The sequence below is a fragment of the Paraburkholderia rhizosphaerae genome (assembly GCF_004366595.1).
Taxonomy (GTDB): Bacteria; Pseudomonadota; Gammaproteobacteria; order Burkholderiales; family Burkholderiaceae; genus Paraburkholderia; species Paraburkholderia rhizosphaerae.
In genome coordinates, this window is the sequence record NZ_SORE01000018.1 from 140754 (window position 1) to 157836 (window position 17083).

Here is a 17083-nt window from a genome sequence, read left to right on the forward strand (position 1 = left end):
CGTAGACCCCGCGACCGGCAAGGCTCACGGGGTCTTTCTTTCCTGCACTAATGTGACGGTCTTTCGGCACTACCGGCATTAGAGTTCGCGCACTCCCCTGTTACGGCACTGCCCATTCACGCCCTTCCATCCAGCCAGCACTTCCAAACCCCCTCACATCATCGGCATATGCAAATGATGCGGATCCCTGAGCGTTTCAGCGACCCGCTTTAGCGCCTCACGGCAACCCGCACGATCCTGAGGCCCACCAAGACACACCCGTATCGCATTCGGCGGATTGCCATCAGTCGAAAACGCCGCACCCGCCACCGTACCCACACCCTGATTGCGCAACTGCAGCGCAAGCTCCGGCGCGCTCCAGTTGCAGTACGACGGAATCGCCAGCCACAGATGAAACCCATCGCTCTGCGCATCGAACCGCCACTCATTCAGTTCTTCCGCCGCAATCCCCTGACGCGCATTCGCTTCACTACGAATCGCGGATAGCATGTCGTGCGCCGTACCGTCATTAACCCACTGCGTCGCAAGCATCACAGTAAAAGGACTAGGCATCACCGTAGTCGCGCGCAACGCGCCCGATATACGCTGCGCCTGCCGCGCACTCGGCGCGCGAAGATAAGCAACACGCAGTCCCGCGCCGAACGTCTTCGAAAACCCGGTCACGTAGTAAGTCAGATCCGGCGCGAGAGTCGCCAGCGCGACCGGCTTGTGCGCCGGTAGCCACCCGTATGCATCGTCTTCAATGATCGGCACGCTGTAGCGCAACGCGACGTCCGCGAGCGCCTCGCGCCGCTGGCTCGACAGCGTCAGCGTGCTCGGGTTCTGCAACGTCGGGTTGCAATAGAACGCGCCGGGCTTTTCGCTCTTGCACAACGCTTCGAACGCATGCGGCAACGGGCCCTCGTCGTCGCGCGGCAGCGGTTGCAGACGCACCCCCAATTGCGATGCGATCGCCTTGATACCTGGGTAAGCGAGCGTATCGAGGCAGATCGTCTCGCCGGGCCGCGCGAGTTGCGACACGAGCGCCACGAGCGCGCTATGAATGCCCGGGCATACGAGCACCGTGTCTTCCGTGCACTCGGGCAATCTATCCTTGAGCCACGCGCGCCCCGCCGCCCGGTCATCCGGCGTGCCGCCGAAATCCTGGTAACGCAGCAGCCGGTAAGGGTCGGTCTGCGCAAACAGCTGCGATGCCGAATCGCGCAGGCGCGCAACGAGTTCCGGCGGTTCGGGCGGCATGTTCATCGACATCTCGACGCTGCTGCCGCCCGCAAGCGGCAAGGTCTGCGTGCGCCCTCGCACGAACGTGCCGCTGCCCGCGCGCGCATCCAGCAGCCCCCGCTTGCGCGCCTCCGCATACGCGCGCGCGATCGTCGTGTAGTTCAGCTGCAGCGCGCAGGCCAGATCGCGCAAGCCGGGCAGACGGTCGCGCGGACGCAGCCGGCCGCTCGCAAGGTCTTCCTCGATCAAATCCGGAATCACCAGATAAGCCGGTTTGCGACTTTCAGTCAGCCGCTTCTGCCAGTGATGCGTGAGGCTGTCCACGATACGCATTCCTTAACGGGTCGCTAAAAAAATAACACGACGTCCCCACCGGAAAACAATTTTCTTTGATGCGCCGCGCAGCTTGATTGCATTGATCGCATCAATGCACGTCCGCGGGGTATCGCGCACCACGTGCACGCACAGCGCGCATCGCCGCTGCGCAGAGAAGGTGCGCACGCAATCGATGCAATCAGCCGCAAAGCCCCATCCAGCAAGCGTTGCAAAGAATTTTTCGGGTCGCTCGAACTTTTTGGCTTTGATTGATCGGCAATTGATTGCATGAACCGCGCCGGAAATTGGCATATCCGTTGCGTTATGCAGCGGGCCGGCCCGGATACCCATGCGGGCCGCTTCAGATTCATTCGATCCCTTACGCGACTCATTGGAGAGCACCATGCCTGCCGTCACGAAACCATTGCATCAGAAAGGCGATTATCTGGTCGACTACGAAGAAAAGGTCTTTCCCGACGTCAAGGCCGAGCCCGGCGAAAAGGCCCTCGTCACCTTTCATACCGTGGCTTTCGAAGGCTCGATCGGTTTCGTCAACCTGTTGCAAGCGACGCGTTTGCAGCGCAAAGGCTTCGAAACGTCAGTACTGCTGTACGGGCCCGGCGTCACGCTCGGTTTGCAGCGCGGCTTTCCGACGCTCGGCGACGAGGCGTTTCCCGGCCATCTGAACTTCAACAAGCAGCTGATCAAGTTCATGGAGGAAGGCGGCAAGGTCTATGCATGCCGTTTCGCGTTGCAGGCGCTGTACGGCCACGGCGAAGCGTCGCTGATCGAAGGCATCCGGCCGATCAACCCGCTCGATGTGCTCGATCTCCAGCTGATGCATCGCAAGGAAGACGCGCTGATCATCCATACGTGGACCGTCTGACGGGGACCTGCGATGGCCGACCAGCGAATCATCCGTGCGGCGGCGGTGCAGCTCGCGCCCGATTTCGAGCGGCCCGGCGGCACGCTCGACAAGGTCTGCGCGGCGCTCGATGAAGCCGCGGCGAAAGGCGTTCAGCTCGCGGTCTTTCCCGAGACGTTCGTGCCCTACTACCCGTACTTTTCCTTTGTGCGTCCGCCGGTCGCATCGGGCGCCGATCACATGCGCCTGTACGAGCACGCGGTGGTGGTGCCCGGCCCGGTCACCCAGGCGGTTGCGGAGCGCGCGCGGCGGCACCGGATGGTCGTCGTGCTCGGCGTGAACGAACGCGACTACGGCAGCCTGTACAACACGCAACTCGTGTTCGACGCGGACGGCCGTCTCGCGCTGAAGCGCCGCAAGCTCACGCCGACGTTTCACGAGCGGATGATCTGGGGCCAGGGCGACGCGGCCGGCCTGAAGGTCGTGCAGACCGCGTACGCACGCGTCGGAGCGCTCGCGTGCTGGGAGCATTACAACCCGCTCGCGCGCTATGCGCTGATGACGCAGCACGAGGAAATCCACTGCAGCCAGTTCCCCGGTTCGCTGGTTGGGCCGATTTTCGCGGAGCAGATCGAGGTGACGATCCGCCACCATGCGCTCGAATCCGGCTGCTTCGTCGTCAATTCGACCGGGTGGCTGACCGACGCGCAGATCGAATCGGTGACGCCCGATCCGAAGCTTCAGAAGGCGCTGCGCGGCGGTTGCCATGCGGCGATCGTGTCGCCTGAAGGCCAGCACCTGGCGGAGCCGCTGCGCGAAGGCGAAGGCATGGTGATCGCGGACCTCGACATGGCGCTGATCACCAAGCGCAAACGGATGATGGACTCAGTCGGCCATTACGCGCGGCCCGAATTGCTGAGCCTCGCGATCAACGACCGGCCGGCCACGACGTCGATGCCGATGGCCGCCTCGATGGCCTCCTCCTTCGGCCCGGCGTTCGATCCGATGCAGACCGCCGCAGCCGCCGGGCCCGGCGGCGCAACCACCGATTCAACCTCAGGAGGCGACCATGAACGCCAGCACGAATCTGTCGCCGGTTGACGCGCGCGCCAGCGAGCAGCGGATGATGGACCTGCGCACCGAACTGCAATCCGCCGGCCTGCGCCTTGTCGATCCGCACGCGGGCGCCGCGAGCCGTCGCGGCGGCGCGGGCCCGTCGGATCACAAGGCGGTGATCGTCGATGGCGTGCCGATCATGGTGCCGGTCCACACGAGTTCCGCGTGGGATTCGCCGTTCGTCGCCGGCGCGCCGGATGCGTCGGGTGACAGCACGCTGATGCGCGGCACGATTCGAATCGCGACCATCAGCTTCGCGCAAGCGCCGCGCTTCACGCGGCTGCAAACGCTCGATGGCGTGCCCTACTCGCATATCGCGACGCTGCACGGCACCGACGTGCTCGCGACGACCGTGCTGCAAACCTGCATCCGCTATGAAAGCCGCAAGAAAAGCTGCAAGTTCTGCGCGATCGGTCAGTCGCTTGCCGCCGGCCGCACGATTGCACGCAAGACACCGGAGCAGCTTGCCGAAGTCGCGCGCGCCGCGGTGTTGCTCGACGGTGTCAAACATATGGTGCTGACCACCGGCACGCCGCCGACTCCCGATCGCGGCGCGCAGATTCTCTGTGAGAGCTCCTTTGCGATCAAAGCGGCAGTCGACCTGCCGATTCAGGCGCAATGCGAGCCGCCCGACGACGACCGCTGGTTCGAGCGGATGAAGGCAAGCGGCATCGATACGCTCGGCATGCATCTCGAAGCGGTCACCCCCGCGGTCCGCGAGCGGATCATGCCCGGCAAGGCGAGCGTGCCGGTGTCGCGTTACATGGACGCGTTCAAGGCAGCCGTCGCGGTGTTCGGGCGTGGGCAGGTCAGCACCTACATGCTCGCGGGCCTCGGCGACAGCGCGGACGCGATCCTGTCGATGTCGCGCGAGCTGATCGCGCTCGGCGTCTATCCGTTCGTCGTGCCGTTCGTGCCGATCAGCGGCACGCCGCTCGAAGACCATCCCGCGCCATCGCCGGAATTCATGAAGTCGATTCTCGCGCCGCTTGGCGCGATGCTGCGCGACGCGCAGATGCGTTCAGCCGATATCAAGGCCGGCTGCGGCAAATGCGGCGCGTGTTCGTCGCTTGCATCGTACGAGGCTTAAGTCATGTATTGCGACACCTTCGATCTGGCTAGCGAAGCGGCGCCGCTCGAATTCACGCCGGCGGAGTACCGCATCAAATGGGCGACGCTGCCGTGGGAAACCGAGCGCGCCTACGCGCTGCGGCGCGCGGTGTTTTGCATCGAGCAGGGCATTTTCGCCGGCGACGACCGCGACGAGATCGACCGTCACGCGAAGCTGTTGGTGGCGTTGAGCTGCGTCGCGGGCATGCCCGAGCAGGTGGTCGGCACCGTGCGGATTCACGAGACCGCGCCGCGCGTATGGCTCGGTTCGCGCCTTGCGGTCCACGCGGCGTTCCGTTCGCACGGGCGGCTCGGTTCGACGTTGATCCGGCTCGCCGTATCCAGTGCGCACGCGCTCGGTTGCGACAGGTTCGACGCGCATGTGCAGAGCCAGAACGTGCCGCTGTTCCGCCGCCTGCATTGGCATACGGTGGCCGAGGAGATGCTGTTCGGCAGGCTCCATCATCGTATGCAGGCGGACCTCGACTACTATCCGCCGTGCGCGACGCCCGAGAGCGGATTCGTCACGTCCGCGGCGCGGGGGCGCGCATGAGCGTCGATGCACTGGTCCAGCGGCTGCGCGAAAGCCGCGGCTTTCGCCACAAGACCGATATCGCGGACGTCGTCGCATCGTTGTCGGAACGCTTGCCCGGCGGCGTCGCCGATCTCGCGCAGGCGGTCGCGGTCGGCGACGATTGCGCGGCGCTGGCGGACCATGACGGGTATCTGCTATTTGCGATCGAAGGGCTCGTCAGCGACTTCGTCGAAACGATGCCGTGGTTTGCCGGCTATAGCAGCGTGATGGTCAACGTCAGCGATATCTACGCGATGGGTGGCCGACCGCTCGCGGTGGTCGACGCGTTGTGGAGCGACGGCACCGAACGGGCGCGCGAGATTCTCGCCGGCATCGCCGCCGCATCGTGCGCGTACCGCGTGCCGGTGGTCGGCGGCCACAGCAATACGCGCAGTGCGCAGCCGCAGCTCGCGGTGTCGATTATCGGCCGCGCGCACAAGCTGCTGTCCAGTTTCAATGCGCGCGCAGGCGATCGCCTTGTGATGGCGGTCGATCTGCGCGGCCGCTTCGAAGATCCGTATCCGTTCTGGAACGCGTCGGTCGGAGCGCCCGCCGAACGGTTGCGCGGCGACCTCGAACTGCTACCGATGCTGGCCGAAAGCGGCCTGTGCGATACCGCGAAAGACATCAGCATGGCGGGCGTGCTCGGCACGTCGCTGATGCTGCTCGAATGCTCGGGCGTCGGCGCGCGGATCGACCTCGATGCGATTCCGCGTCCCGACGGCGTCGATTTCGAGCGCTGGCTCAGCGCATTTCCGAGCTTCGGCTTCTTGCTGTCGGTGCGCGCGCCGCAGGTCGACGCCGTGCTCGCGCGGTTTCAAGAACGCGGTCTTGCTTGCGCGGCGATCGGCGCGCTCGATGCGTCGCGCGAAGTGGTGCTCACGCAGCGCGATGATGCGGCCCAGCTATGGGATTTCGCCGACCGGCCGTTTATCGGCGCACCTTCAAACGACTCCACCCGCGCGGTGGCCGACGTGCCGCGAAAGGAGCCGGCATGAGCGACACGACATTGCGTATCGCGCTGTTCACGCATTCAGTCAATCCGCGCGGCGGCGTGGTCCATACGCTCGAACTCGGTCGCGCGCTCGTCGCCGAGGGACACGACGTAACGATATTCGCGCCAACCGAGCATGACGCGCCGATGTTTCGCGCATCGCCGTGCCGGATTGTGCTGGCGAACGTCGCGTCGCGCGCGGCCGATACGGCATCGATGGTGCAAACGCGGATCGATGCGCTCAAGCACGCGCTCATTGCGACGCTGCGCGCGCAGGCTCCGGCCAGTTTCGACGTGCTGCACGCACAGGACAGCATCAGCGGCAACGCGCTCGCCGAATTGCGCGCCGACGGCGTGATACGCGGCTATCTGCGCACGGTCCACCATCTCGACGCGTTTCGCGACCCTCGCCTCGCGCACTGGCAGCAGCGCGCGTACGCAGACGCCGACGCGGTGTTCTGCGTGAGCGAAGCGTGGACGCAGACGATGAAAACCCGCTTCGGCATCGACGCGGTGACGGTGAATAACGGCGTCGACGTCCAGCGTTTTCGCGCGGCGCGCGAAATGGACGATGTGATGCTGCCCGCCGAGCTCGGCGTGCGCGGCGACCCGCTCGTGCTGGCGGTCGGCGGTATCGAGGAACGCAAGAACACGCTGCAACTGCTCGAAGCGTTTGCGCTGCTGAGAAAGACGCGGCGCGATGCGCAGCTCGTCATTGCGGGCGGCGCGAGTCTGCTCGACCACGACGCGTACACGCGGCGTTTCACGGCACGTGCGGCTGAACTCGGTTTATCGATCGGCCCCGGCGAAGCAATCGTCGTGACCGGCGCGCTCGACGACGACGCGATTCCAGCGCTGATGCGGCGCGCCGACGTGGTCGCGATGGTTTCGCTGCGCGAAGGCTTCGGCCTTGTCGTGCTCGAAGCGCTGTCATCCGGTGCGCCCGTGGTGGTGTCGCAGATCGCGCCGTTCACCGGGTACCTGAACGACCGCGTCTGTTACTGGGCGCAGCCGCACGACGCGTCCAGCATTGCCGCGGCGTTGCAGCGCGCGATCGACGATCGCCGCGGCATCGATTTCACCGACGCGGTGTCCGCGCTGCTGCAACGCTTCAGCTGGCGCGCCAGCGCGCTGCGCCATCTCGCGCTGTATCGCGAGCGGATGCACGCGGCCGCGCTGTGAACCATTCAACGAATGCAAAGGAGAGTCTGATGCCCGTCATGCATTTCCGGGTCCAGTGGCCCGATGGCGAAGAGATCAACTGCTACTCGCCGTCGACGGTGGTCGGCGACTTTTTTATTGCCGGGCAGCACTATCCGCTCGCCGATTTCGTCTCGCGCGCGCGTGAGGCGCTGCATATCGGCTCCGAACGCGTGCGCGAAAAGTACGGCTTCGCGTGTTCGGCGGCGCTCGACCAGCTTGCGCAGATCGAACAGCACGCGGAGCGCTTTGCCGCGGACCCGGCCGCCGAAGTGAAAGTGATCGAACTCTCGTGAACGGGAACAGCATCATGACAAACGCAACGTTGGCATCGCAACCGCAAGACGACGTGCCGCACCGCACGGTGATCGTGGTCGGCGGCGGTCAGGCCGGACTGTCGATCAGCTACTACCTGAAGGCCGCCGGCATCGACCATCTGGTGATCGAAAAGGCAACGCTCGCTCACACGTGGCGCACGCAGCGCTGGGATACGTTCTGCCTCGTCACGCCGAACTGGCAGTGCGCGCTGCCCGGTCATCCGTATCGCGGCGACGATCCGCACGGCTTTATGAAGAAGGATCAGATCGTCGCGTATCTCGACGGTTTCGTCGCGAAGCTCGATGCGCCGGTTCTCGAGCATACCGAAGTGAAACGGGTCAAGCGGCAACCGGACGGACGCTTCGCCGTCTCGACGTCGAACGGCAACTGGACCGCCGATCACGTGGTGGTCGCATCAGGCGGTTACCACACGCCGATCGTGCCGCGCATGGCCGAGCGGCTGCCGGCAAGCATCGCGCAATGGCAATCGTCGGCATACCGCAACCCGCAAAGCCTGCCCGATGGCGCGGTGCTGGTGGTCGGTTCCGGCCAGTCCGGCGCGCAGATCGCGGAAGATTTGCATCTGGCGGGCCGCAAGGTCTATCTCGCGGTCGGCGAAGCGCCCCGTTGCGCGCGCTTCTATCGCGGCCGCGACGTGGTCGACTGGCTCGCCGACATGCGCTACTACGACATGCCGGTCGACCAGCATCCGCTGCGCGAAGGCGTGCGCGACAATACCAATCACTATGTGACCGGCCGCGACGGTGGCCGCGACATCGATCTGCGGCGCTTCGCGCACGAAGGCATGGAACTGTATGGCCGGCTCGATGACCTGCGCGACGGCCAACTGCAGTTCGCGCCGAATCTGATCGCGAACCTCGACAGTGCCGACGACACGTACAACCGGATCAACGCCAGTATCGACGCGTTCATCGAACGGCAGCGCATCGACGCACCGCCGGGCGAACCGTACCAGCCGGTCTGGCGGCCGCCGCACGAGCGCACGTCGCTGGATCTGGCGGCAAGCGGCATTACATCGGTGATCTGGTGCATCGGCTTTACGCCGGACTTCAGCTGGATCGACGCACCCGTGTTCAATGGGCGCGGCTACCCGGCGCACACACGCGGTATCACGCCGCAAGCAGGACTCTACTTTATTGGCTTGCCGTGGCTGCATACGTGGGGCTCAGGGCGTTTCTCGGGTATCGCGCGCGACGCGGAGCATGTGGTCGACGCCATCCGCGCGTCCACGACGGCTTCGCAGACAACGTCCGCGAGCCTTGCCGCATGATCACGGTCGACCGCTATCGGGCCGGCATGCCGCAGCTGACCTACACCGGTCTCTCGGAAAACTGGCTGCTCAAGGAGTGCGGGCATCGGCATTGGGAAGCGCTTGCGGCGCACGCAGGTCGCGCGACTCACAGCTTCGGCGACGACGGCGGGCACCGCTCGTACGCGGCCTTTACCGCGATCCGGCTGCAGGCATTCGGCTTCGACGCGCTATCCGAGAACGACGAATTCGACATCGGCAGTACGTTGCATCGGACCGGCGCGGTGCGGCACGTGAGCACCCATCGCGTGCAGCGGGACGGCGTGCCGCTTGCGCAGATCGCGATGTCGTCGACGTTCGTGACGCGCGGTGGCGCGCGTGGCAACCGTTGCATCGCGCGTGCGGCGCTGTCGGCCTTGCCCGGCGACATCAGCCCGGTGCCGGACGAAGCGGTGCCGATGATCGAACTCGGCAAGCGGCTGCGCGCGGGGGATGCGGCGCTTGCCGACGGATTGACGGCGACCGGCTGCGCACCCGCCGAGTTTTTGCCGTGTCCGAACAGCGATTTCAACGGCGCGGATTTCCTGTACTTCGCGAACTTCCAGGCTTTCGTCGATCGCGCCGAGTGGCAGCGGCATCGCTTCCCGGAGCCGCCGGTGGTCGCGAGCCGTTCGCTTTACTACTACGGCAACGTCGACCTCGGCGATACGCTCGCGGTGCACGTGGTCGGCGAGCGCACCGGCGAACACGGCATCGCGCACTGGAGCGAAGTGCGCCGCGCGAGCGACGGCCGCAAGATCGCCGACGTGATGACCGAAAAACACTGGAGGCGGCGATGAAGCGACGGTCCGCGCGCAGGCATCGTCGCGCTGTTGAACTCAAGCCGCTCTATACGCGCGCGGAGACGGAAGGTCTCGCTCATCCGGACAGCCTGCCGGGTGAGGCGCCGTTCGTGCGCGGCCCTTACGCGTCGATGTACACCGGCAGGCGCTGGACGATCCGCCAATACGCAGGCTACGCGCAAGCGGCGGATACCAACCTCGCGTTTCGCACCGCGCTTGCGGAAGGCGCGCAAGGGCTATCGGTCGCCTTCGATCTGCCGACGCAGCGCGGCTACGACTCCGACGATCCGCGAGTCATCGCGGATGTCGGCGTGACCGGCGTCGCGATCGATACGGTCGATGATATGGCGCGGTTGTTCGCGGAGATCCCGCTCGAGCGCACGTCCGTATCGATGACGATGAACGGCGCGGTATTGCCGGTGCTGGCCGCCTTCATTGTCGCGGCCGAAGAGCGCGGTGTGCCTGCGGCGCAATTGAGCGGCACGATCCAGAACGACATTCTCAAAGAGTTCGTGACGCGTAACACGTGCATCTTCGCGCCGGAACCGTCGTTGCGTATCGCAGCCGACGTCGTCGAGTATCTGGCGAGCCATGCACCGCGTTTTCATGCGCTGTCGGTGTCCGGCTATCACTTTCAGGAAGCGGGCGCCGACCCGGTGCTCGAACTCGCGCTGACGATGGCCGACGCGCGCGAATATGTGCGCACGCTCGTCGAGCGCGGCATGCGTGCGGACGAGGTGTGCAAGCGCATCAGCTTCTTCTTCGGCGTCGGCACCGATTTTTATGCCGAGATTGCGAAGCTGCGCGCGGCGCGGCTTGTCTGGTCGACACTGGCCGGGCAATGCGGCGCAGGTTCGGATCAGGCGCGTGCACTGCGCATGCATTGCCAGACATCGGGCTGGTCGCTGACTGCGCAAAAGCCGCTCAACAATATCGTGCGCACGACCGTCGAAGCGTTGGCCGCGGTATTCGGCGGCACGCAGTCGCTGCACACGAATGCGTACGATGAAGCGTTCGCACTGCCCTGCGCGGGATCGGCACGCGTCGCGCGCGACACGCAGCTGGTGCTGCAGCACGAAACCGGCATCTGCGATGTGATCGATCCGTGGGCCGGCTCGTACATGATGGAAGCGCTGACCGCGGATATCGCGGCGCGTGTGCATGCGTTGCTTGACGAGATCGACCAGCAAGGCGGGATGGTGGGTGCGATCCGTTCGGGGTGGGCGCGTGAGCGTCTGAATCGCAGCGCGCTCGAGGTGCAGGCGCAGATCGAAAGCGGCGAGCGGGTCATTGTCGGCGTGAATGACTATCGGCAAACAGATGATGAGCCGGATCAACGCGCGAGCGCGCACGGTTCGGGCTTCGATGCTGAGCAGGTTGCGCGGCAACAGGCCCGCCGCATCGCCAATGTGAAATCGACGCGGGATGCCAAGCGCGTCAGCGCCGCACTGCGGATGCTGGAACAGGCAGCGCGCGATGGCCGCCGCAATCTGCTCGCGTTGACGATCGATTGCATGCGCGCACGCGCGACGGTCGGCGAATGCACGCAGGCGCTCGAAGCCGTATGGCCGCGGCACGCGGTCGCGCTGCAGGTCGGGGCGGGTGCTTATCACGATGCGCTATCGGAAGACCCGGCATGGCGCGCGGCTTGCGATGCGGTCGCGCGAGTGAGCGCCGCGTTCGGCCGGCGGCCGCGCGTGCTGATGACCAAGCTCGGTCAGGATGGTCATGATCGCGGTGCGCGGGTGGTCGCCGCCGCGCTGACCGATGCGGGCTTTGAGGTCGTCGCGAGCCCGTTGTTCGCGTCGGCCGCCGATGTGTGCTCGCAGGCGATGGCACAACAGGTGGATATGATCGGCGTGTCGTCGCTAGCCGGTGCGCACCGCGCGCGCGTGCTCGAATTGCTGGAGGAATTGCGCAGGCGACACCTGGAGGTGCCGGTTGTGGTTGGCGGAAATCTCGATGCGGAGAGCCGGCGGATGTTGCAGCATGCGGGCGTGGCGGCATGCTTTCCGGTCGGTAGCGGCGTGAGCGACATTGTGTTGGGGCTTGTGCAGATCTGCGACCGTGATGCAATGGACACTGCATGCGAGTGGTCAACTGTGCTCCCCAACGCGCGAATTTGATCTGTCGCGCTGTTGCCAGCCCACGCTGTCGAACGTCTCCAGCGGGCAGACGATGGTCACCGTTCGACAAACTCTTGATTGAAGACGTGAAGGTTGTCGGCTGCAGCAGACCATGCATTTCCATCGAATGAAATGGTCGAACCGCCAGAGGAAGTCTGAAAGCGTAGCTGGACGGTCTGATTGCTCGTCGCACCGATGGTCTTGCGTGCTTGAAGGGCCTGTGCATCCGCCGCTCCGCAAGCACGAAGCAACGCCGACAGGGTCGACTTGCCTCGTCCGTTATCGGCGTAGATAACCGTGACCCTCTTCAGCGTGACGGCCGATGGTACGGCTGCCTTGAACACGCCAATGTTATCCACACGAGTCCGATCGAAAGTAGCTGGGTGCCGACGGCAAGGCGCTCCTGCGTGGATACCTTTCGATGGGCTTCCACGTTTAGCAAGCAAGGCTAAATCGAGCACAACTTCGAACGTTGTCGTACCCTTGTCGCCTGTTCAACTCAGCCTTTAGTTGAGCGCTCTGCCTGACATTACGTTTATGCAATCAGACTAACTCAAAGGAGCACACATGGAATACCGACATCTAGGCGTGTCAGGCTTTAAAGTGCCTGTGCTGAGCTTCGGCGCAGGGACCTTCGGCGGCAAGGGCGATTTCTTCAAGGCTTGGGGGGAAATCGATGTCGCCGAGGCACGCAGGATGATCGACATCTGCCTGGAAGCGGGTGTGACGATGTTCGATACCGCAGATGTCTATTCGAGCGGCGCGTCCGAATCGATCCTTGGCGAAGCGCTGAAGGGACGTCGCGACAAGGCCATCATCTCGACCAAAGTGACATTCCGGGCAGAGGGCGACCACGAACCGAATCATGTGGGCTCGTCGCGCTTTCATTTGATCAGGAGCGTCGACGGGGCGCTCAAGCGCCTGCAAACCGACTATATCGACCTGTTCCAGCTGCACGGATTCGATGCGATGACGCCGGTCGAGGAAACACTGTCCGCGCTCGACGATCTCGTACGGGCCGGCAAGATTCGCTACACCGGTGTATCCAACTTTTCCGGCTGGCACCTGCAGAAGTCGCTCGACGTGGCGGACCGTTATGGTTATCCGCGCTATGTCGCGAATCAGGCGTATTACTCGCTGATCGGCCGCGACTACGAATGGGAACTGATGCCGCTCGGTCTCGACCAGGGCGTGGGCGCGGTCGTGTGGAGCCCGCTCGGCTGGGGACGCCTGACTGGCAAGATCCGGCGCGGCCAGCCGTTGCCCGCGACGAGCCGCCTGCACGCCACAGCGGACTCGGGGCCGCCGGTGCCTGACGAATACCTGTATCGCGTGGTCGATGCGCTGGAGGCGATCGCGGAGGAAACGGGCAAGTCGGTGCCGCAAATTGCGCTGAACTGGCTGCTGCAAAGGCCGACGGTATCGACCGTGTTGATCGGTGCGCGCAACGAGGAGCAGTTGCGCCAGAACCTCGGCGCGGTCGGCTGGAGCCTGAGCGAGGAACAGATGAAGCGGCTCAACGACGCGAGCCACGTACGACCTTGTTACCCGTACTGGCACCAGGAAGGCTTCGCGGAACGCAATCCGTCACCGGTGTAAAACGACTGGCCGGCAGGGAGCAGCTCGCGTTACGCGGCGCTTCCTTGCCGGCAGTTTGCGGTTGAGGTGCCGCGCACGGCCGCGAGCGCTGCGGGCGTCCCGCCTCCAGAACGCGGGGGGCTAACGTGTCACGGCGAATGTTCCCCCGCACGCTCCTCGACGGTGGCCTCGAACAACGAAGTTCAAATCGAGGCGAATCCGCCGCCAGCACAATCATCGCGATCAACGAAACAATAAAAATCGTCGCGCCGATCGCTCGCTTGCGGTTGAGTTCCGTCCACAGGATCACGCCCGTCAGCGAAAGCACGATCAAACTGCCTGCAATCGAATCGGCAAGCAGAATCCAGCCGACATTGGCTCCCTGCGAGCGGTGCATCGCTTCGAGCACGCCGATCACGCCCTGTTCGCGCCGTTCGACATGCACGAACGTCCCGCCTTTCCAGTAGTCGGCGTCCACCAGATAGCGCGGCGCGATAAAGCGCACCGTCCAGTGCTCAGGCTCGATGGCCGGACGCTTCATCACCATGTTCACGATGCCGGCCGGCACCGTGAAGCCGTAATAGAGCGCCGATGCTCCCTTCAGCACTTCGACGCGCTCCTTGTCCTCCATCGGCATCCAGATGTTGTTGTCGATCGGCAGCACGCCGTCGATCGGTCCATCTGTCTCGCGCCGTCCTTGCTTCAACTTTCTGCCGAAAGAGCTCGAAGGGTGCCGCGATCCCGCGCTGCTCAATGACTGGCACGTGGTCGGCGTGTCCGAAGACGTGGTGCAGGGTCAGCTCGTGCCGGTGACGCTGCTCGACCGCGATCCTGTGATGTGGCGCGACTCGGACGGCACGCTGCACGTATGGGAAGACAATGGTTTGACTCGCGTTCAGCTCGACAGACATACTGCGAAAGCATGGCAATTACCCGTACACCTGCCAAATGAGAGCGGGCAACGTTGACGAACCATTTCCGCCGACTGTTCAAGCAGGCGGCGCGGAGCACGTTAATGGCACGCGAAGTCAGGCCTGTTTCGATCGACGATACACGGCACTCTAACGCCCCGGGAACCGGAACCAGTTCCGGACAAGGTCGCGAGCGGATGGTAATAGCACTTGTCGTGGAAGCGGCCAACGGCGGCGCGGCCGTGCACGTGGCGGATCTGATTCGCGGGCTGCATTCCGACCAAACCGTTGATCTCCACCTTGTCGCGTCTATCGGTGAACGTTTCGATTCATCGATTCTCAATGAAGCCGTGACGTCGTTGTGCACATCGGTTCATCGGATACCGATGCACCGGACCGTGAGCGCGTCTGATCTGAAAGCGTTCCCGCACCTGCTCCATTGTTTGCATCGGATCAAACCCGACATCGTTCACAGTCACAGCTCAAAGGCAGGTACCCTGGCACGTGTTTGCTTTGGTCAATGGAGACACGTCTACACGCCTCATTCCGTATATACGTTGAACCCCTCTCTTTCGCGCGGCGAACGCACTCTTTACGGGATGGTGGAAGGTCTATTGGGCCGCTTCCGAAGCGACCGCGTCATTGCGGTTTCCGAAGATGAGGCGAACCACTTGCGGGAGTCTCTGGGTGTTCCAACACACATCGTCGAAACTATCCTGAATGGCATTACCAAGCCCGATCTCGTTTCGAAATCTGAAGCACGAGAAGCACTCGCGCTTTCGAAGGATGCCCTGGTGGTCGGGTTCGTGGGACGGCTCGAGTTTCAGAAGGGCGTCGACCGCCTCGTGCGCATCGCAAGTGCAGTGAAGGACCGTGGATTGGCGCATGTCGTATTCGCAGTCGTAGGGCCAGGTGACTTTGCCTCGGCTGCAAACATGCCGCGCGACGCGATTCCTCCGAACTTGCGACTCGTGGGTCCTATTCCTGATGCTCGGCGTTACTTTTCCGCGTTCGACATATTCGCACTACCGAGCCGTTACGAGGCGTTCCCGTACGTGATTCTGGAGGCAATGGCTGCGAACGTACCGATCATTTCGACGCGGGTTCCCGGAGCAGCGAACCTGATCGAGGCTGAAGACGTTGGAATCGTGGTACCGAATCACGATGAAACACAGGGATTTGCCGATGCCATTGTGTCGCTGGTGAAGGATGACACCGGACGACGTCGTATGCGGACGAATTGTGAGCGTGTCGCCGAACGGTTCCGCGCGGATCGCATGGTGAAGAACACCATCGATTTATATCGCAGAGTTCTAACGAAGTAATCGACGCGACAACGACACAGGTAACGCGGCTGCGTGCCAATGTTCGTCCTTTATCTGACCCGCCTTCGTACGCAAATCGACGCAACCCACAGCATACCGATTAACGCTTCGCCAACAACGAATGCCGCGACGTAAGCAACGACTCCCCTGATCTCCCTCATTGCGGTCGCCATATCGCAGGTCTCCATGTCCGTAGTAATTCTGCTAGCCGTGTTCATTCGAATCGCGCATGATGTTGAGTGCGTATCCGTTATCGTCCCGAATTCGATCGTTGATTGACAATTACGGGCTCTTAACAGGCAGAGCGTCGTACGCCTGATGAACTGGTTCCGGCGCCTGGTCTTCGCGAGGTTTGCGTACCGAATCGTGAAACGAATCGTTGATCTCCGACTAACCTTATATTGATAGTAGTGCCTCCCTCGCATCGATGGACTTCGACATGACGACTCGAACGCTTGTGACGGGCGCGGCCGGATTTATTGGTTCGCATCTCTGCGATCGCCTGATCGCGGACGGACACGACGTGATCGCCGTCGATAACTTCTTTACGGGTAGCGAGGAAAACATCGCCCACTTTGTCGGAAACGAGCGTTTCCGGGTCGTCCGGCATGATGGAGTTGCCCCTGTAACTGAGGACACGCGGACACCGTTAGATTGATGACTCCGCTGCACGCCTGAACTCGCGAGGCGTGGCGTCGGGATATTCTCGACCGTTCCAGTACGCCCAACGCAGTTCCGGAATGTGTTCAAACGTATAGCCGGGGACAGTACCGGGTGATCCATTTTCGATGCCATGCCCAAGCTCGGCGATGGCCTTGGCAAGCGGCTCAATTTTGCGTACGGGCTTTTCGAAGTCGAAGGCGAAATGAAGCTCTATCGCGCGCCCACCGGCCTCGCGATGCAATGTTTGCGCTCGTTGGAGTACTGCGTCGCGGTGCCGTTGCTGCACTTGTTCGCTGCTAGGATCACTACCATCGGCGAGATATAAATCCGTAATCTCAATTCCGATCTTACGCGTTCCGTCAATAACCACATCTGGTTTGTCGCCGTAGACGATTGCCCCCGCAGGCAATTCGAAGTCGCGTGCGAATATTTCGAACAAGGCTCGTTCCTGCTCCTGCTTTTTCTGGTTCTTGGTGGACTGACCTATCACTCTCGTCTCCAATTGATCACCGAAGTTCCTCCCGGTTGTTCCAAAGTGCATGCGCCGACGCCAGCGCTGACCCCGCTACTGATCATGTGCGCAACGGGTCGCCGCTGTCAGCAACGTATCGCGCGTCGGGTTCGTGTCCAGCATTTCGAAACAGATCGAGTGCGG

19 protein-coding genes are annotated in these 17083 nt (G+C 63.3%); 14 read left to right on the top strand and 5 right to left on the bottom strand.

Annotated elements, in window-relative coordinates; all coding sequences use genetic code 11:
* Positions 1-153: 153 nt before the first annotated feature.
* Together BX592_RS22610 and BX592_RS22615 are read right to left on the bottom strand one after the other, a co-directional pair.
* Positions 154-1545: an aminotransferase-like domain-containing protein gene (locus BX592_RS22610; RefSeq protein WP_134194688.1), complete on the bottom strand. Its 1392-nt coding sequence runs from the start codon at positions 1543-1545 to the stop codon at positions 154-156.
* Between the two features lie 12 nt (positions 1546-1557).
* Positions 1558-1941 (bottom strand): hypothetical protein, encoded by a 384-nt coding sequence (locus tag BX592_RS22615; protein ID WP_134194690.1) that lies wholly within the window; start codon positions 1939-1941, stop codon positions 1558-1560.
* Here BX592_RS22615 and BX592_RS22620 point away from each other — a divergent pair.
* Genes BX592_RS22620 through scpA form a run of 10 tightly spaced genes read left to right on the top strand, consistent with a single transcriptional unit; the run spans position 1940 to position 11951 of the window.
* Positions 1940-2422 carry an MSMEG_0572/Sll0783 family nitrogen starvation response protein gene (locus tag BX592_RS22620; protein WP_134194692.1) on the top strand — a complete coding sequence of 161 codons (483 nt, stop codon included), beginning with the start codon at positions 1940-1942 and terminating at the stop codon, positions 2420-2422. The two genes, BX592_RS22615 and BX592_RS22620, sit on opposite strands and share 2 nt — an antisense overlap.
* A gap of 12 nt (positions 2423-2434) precedes the next feature.
* Positions 2435-3502, top strand: coding sequence for a Nit6803 family nitrilase (locus tag BX592_RS22625; RefSeq protein ID WP_134194694.1), 1068 nt, complete (start codon positions 2435-2437; stop codon positions 3500-3502).
* Positions 3471-4607 (top strand): MSMEG_0568 family radical SAM protein, encoded by a 1137-nt coding sequence (locus BX592_RS22630; RefSeq protein WP_134194696.1) that lies wholly within the window; start codon positions 3471-3473, stop codon positions 4605-4607. Before BX592_RS22625 ends, BX592_RS22630 begins: the two co-directional genes overlap by 32 nt.
* Before the next feature lie 3 nt (positions 4608-4610).
* Positions 4611-5180 (top strand): MSMEG_0567/Sll0786 family nitrogen starvation N-acetyltransferase, encoded by a 570-nt coding sequence (locus tag BX592_RS22635; protein WP_134194698.1) that lies wholly within the window; start codon positions 4611-4613, stop codon positions 5178-5180.
* The gene (locus tag BX592_RS22640; protein WP_134194700.1) at positions 5177-6199 is read left to right on the top strand and encodes a sll0787 family AIR synthase-like protein; all 1023 of its coding nucleotides are present in this window, start codon (positions 5177-5179) and stop codon (positions 6197-6199) included. The genes BX592_RS22635 and BX592_RS22640 overlap by 4 nt, the downstream gene beginning before the upstream one ends.
* Positions 6196-7377, top strand: a complete 1182-nt coding sequence (locus tag BX592_RS22645) for an MSMEG_0565 family glycosyltransferase (protein ID WP_134194702.1) — start codon at positions 6196-6198, stop codon at positions 7375-7377. The genes BX592_RS22640 and BX592_RS22645 overlap by 4 nt, the downstream gene beginning before the upstream one ends.
* 29 nt (positions 7378-7406) lie before the next feature.
* Entirely contained in the window at positions 7407-7691 is a 285-nt protein-coding gene (locus BX592_RS22650) for an MSMEG_0570 family nitrogen starvation response protein (RefSeq protein WP_134194704.1), read from the top strand.
* Between the two features lie 14 nt (positions 7692-7705).
* A complete protein-coding gene (locus BX592_RS22655; protein WP_134194706.1) occupies positions 7706-9004 on the top strand; it encodes an MSMEG_0569 family flavin-dependent oxidoreductase in 1299 nt (432 codons plus the stop codon).
* Positions 9001-9822: a Pnap_2097 family protein gene (locus BX592_RS34560; RefSeq protein WP_243849676.1), complete on the top strand. Its 822-nt coding sequence runs from the start codon at positions 9001-9003 to the stop codon at positions 9820-9822. Before BX592_RS22655 ends, BX592_RS34560 begins: the two co-directional genes overlap by 4 nt.
* Positions 9819-11951 carry a methylmalonyl-CoA mutase gene (gene scpA / locus BX592_RS22660; protein ID WP_243849677.1) on the top strand — a complete coding sequence of 711 codons (2133 nt, stop codon included), beginning with the start codon at positions 9819-9821 and terminating at the stop codon, positions 11949-11951. The genes BX592_RS34560 and scpA overlap by 4 nt, the downstream gene beginning before the upstream one ends.
* A 56-nt stretch (positions 11952-12007) precedes the next feature.
* On the opposite strand, the gene BX592_RS22665 is transcribed toward scpA, so the two are convergent.
* Entirely contained in the window at positions 12008-12310 is a 303-nt protein-coding gene (locus tag BX592_RS22665) for a hypothetical protein (protein ID WP_134194710.1), read from the bottom strand.
* Positions 12311-12518: 208 nt separating this feature from the next.
* Between BX592_RS22665 and BX592_RS22670 the strand changes: the two genes are divergently transcribed.
* Positions 12519-13550: an aldo/keto reductase gene (locus BX592_RS22670; protein ID WP_134194712.1), complete on the top strand. Its 1032-nt coding sequence runs from the start codon at positions 12519-12521 to the stop codon at positions 13548-13550.
* Here the strand turns inward: BX592_RS22670 and BX592_RS34890 are convergent.
* Positions 13468-14193 (bottom strand): PepSY-associated TM helix domain-containing protein, encoded by a 726-nt coding sequence (locus BX592_RS34890; RefSeq protein ID WP_166676430.1) that lies wholly within the window; start codon positions 14191-14193, stop codon positions 13468-13470. The genes BX592_RS22670 and BX592_RS34890 overlap by 83 nt on opposite strands.
* Between BX592_RS34890 and BX592_RS33955 the strand changes: the two genes are divergently transcribed.
* From BX592_RS33955 to BX592_RS34895, 3 genes are all read left to right on the top strand, one after another.
* The gene (locus BX592_RS33955) at positions 14171-14497 is read left to right on the top strand and encodes a Rieske (2Fe-2S) protein (RefSeq protein ID WP_166676431.1); all 327 of its coding nucleotides are present in this window, start codon (positions 14171-14173) and stop codon (positions 14495-14497) included. The genes BX592_RS34890 and BX592_RS33955 overlap by 23 nt on opposite strands.
* Before the next feature lie 47 nt (positions 14498-14544).
* Complete coding sequence (locus tag BX592_RS22685; protein WP_134194716.1) at positions 14545-15765, top strand: glycosyltransferase family 4 protein; 1221 nt, start codon at positions 14545-14547, stop codon at positions 15763-15765.
* A gap of 439 nt (positions 15766-16204) precedes the next feature.
* On the top strand, positions 16205-16423 hold the full coding sequence (locus BX592_RS34895; RefSeq protein ID WP_208327954.1) for an NAD-dependent epimerase/dehydratase family protein: 219 nt from the start codon (positions 16205-16207) through the stop codon (positions 16421-16423).
* Here BX592_RS34895 and BX592_RS22695 read toward each other — a convergent pair.
* Positions 16415-16918 (bottom strand): hypothetical protein, encoded by a 504-nt coding sequence (locus BX592_RS22695; protein WP_134194720.1) that lies wholly within the window; start codon positions 16916-16918, stop codon positions 16415-16417. The genes BX592_RS34895 and BX592_RS22695 overlap by 9 nt on opposite strands.
* Positions 16919-17083 lie beyond the last annotated feature (165 nt).

Bases quoted from the DNA above. Each gene is read 5' to 3' on its own strand.
- BX592_RS22670 (WP_134194712.1), top strand. From the start codon at position 12,519: ATGGAATACCGACATCTAGGCGTGTCAGGCTTTAAAGTGCCTGTGCTG.
- BX592_RS22625 (WP_134194694.1), top strand. From the start codon at position 2,435: ATGGCCGACCAGCGAATCATCCGTGCGGCGGCGGTGCAGCTCGCGCCC.
- BX592_RS22630 (WP_134194696.1), top strand. From the start codon at position 3,471: ATGAACGCCAGCACGAATCTGTCGCCGGTTGACGCGCGCGCCAGCGAG.
- BX592_RS22685 (WP_134194716.1), top strand. From the start codon at position 14,545: ATGGCACGCGAAGTCAGGCCTGTTTCGATCGACGATACACGGCACTCT.
- BX592_RS33955 (WP_166676431.1), top strand. From the start codon at position 14,171: ATGTTGTTGTCGATCGGCAGCACGCCGTCGATCGGTCCATCTGTCTCG.
- BX592_RS22640 (WP_134194700.1), top strand. From the start codon at position 5,177: ATGAGCGTCGATGCACTGGTCCAGCGGCTGCGCGAAAGCCGCGGCTTT.
- BX592_RS34560 (WP_243849676.1), top strand. From the start codon at position 9,001: ATGATCACGGTCGACCGCTATCGGGCCGGCATGCCGCAGCTGACCTAC.
- BX592_RS22620 (WP_134194692.1), top strand. From the start codon at position 1,940: ATGCCTGCCGTCACGAAACCATTGCATCAGAAAGGCGATTATCTGGTC.
- BX592_RS22650 (WP_134194704.1), top strand. From the start codon at position 7,407: ATGCCCGTCATGCATTTCCGGGTCCAGTGGCCCGATGGCGAAGAGATC.
- scpA (WP_243849677.1), top strand. From the start codon at position 9,819: ATGAAGCGACGGTCCGCGCGCAGGCATCGTCGCGCTGTTGAACTCAAG.
- BX592_RS22615 (WP_134194690.1), bottom strand. From the start codon at position 1,941: ATGGTGCTCTCCAATGAGTCGCGTAAGGGATCGAATGAATCTGAAGCG.
- BX592_RS22635 (WP_134194698.1), top strand. From the start codon at position 4,611: ATGTATTGCGACACCTTCGATCTGGCTAGCGAAGCGGCGCCGCTCGAA.
- BX592_RS22645 (WP_134194702.1), top strand. From the start codon at position 6,196: ATGAGCGACACGACATTGCGTATCGCGCTGTTCACGCATTCAGTCAAT.
- BX592_RS34895 (WP_208327954.1), top strand. From the start codon at position 16,205: ATGACGACTCGAACGCTTGTGACGGGCGCGGCCGGATTTATTGGTTCG.
- BX592_RS22655 (WP_134194706.1), top strand. From the start codon at position 7,706: ATGACAAACGCAACGTTGGCATCGCAACCGCAAGACGACGTGCCGCAC.